Source organism: Idiomarina sp. Sol25, from assembly GCF_033052775.1.
In the GTDB taxonomy this organism is placed as follows: domain Bacteria; phylum Pseudomonadota; class Gammaproteobacteria; order Enterobacterales; family Alteromonadaceae; genus Idiomarina.
The window spans coordinates 1-252 of record NZ_JAUPEW010000193.1 but is presented as its reverse complement, the minus strand read 5'-3'; the positions used below and the strand labels follow the sequence as shown (position 1 = coordinate 252).

Genomic DNA, 252 nt, shown 5'->3' with positions numbered 1-252 from the left:
AAAATAGATCAGAAAATATTTGACAATCCCTGCGAGGTTTTAGATTTCGATATTTTCGCTGACACGTTGGTCGTCTTTGACTCATCTGATGATGGCATGCATGTCGACAAAGAAATGATCTCGACCAATATAAGGCCGGGTCACTACCGGATTATGACCGCCACGTACGAACCGGATGAGTCTGCTTTATTTCTAATGCACAGATTCGACCAAGCGGAGTAAAGGGCAACGCTTGCGGTAGGGGGCGACTAG

At 46.0% G+C, this 252-nt stretch carries 1 protein-coding gene; it reads left to right on the top strand.

Going from position 1 to position 252, the window contains the following annotated elements:
- Positions 1-222, top strand: a 222-nt coding sequence (locus tag Q5L94_RS13970) for a hypothetical protein (protein ID WP_317498953.1), incomplete at its 5' end; no start/stop codon positions are given.
- Between the last annotated feature and the right edge of the window lie 30 nt (positions 223-252).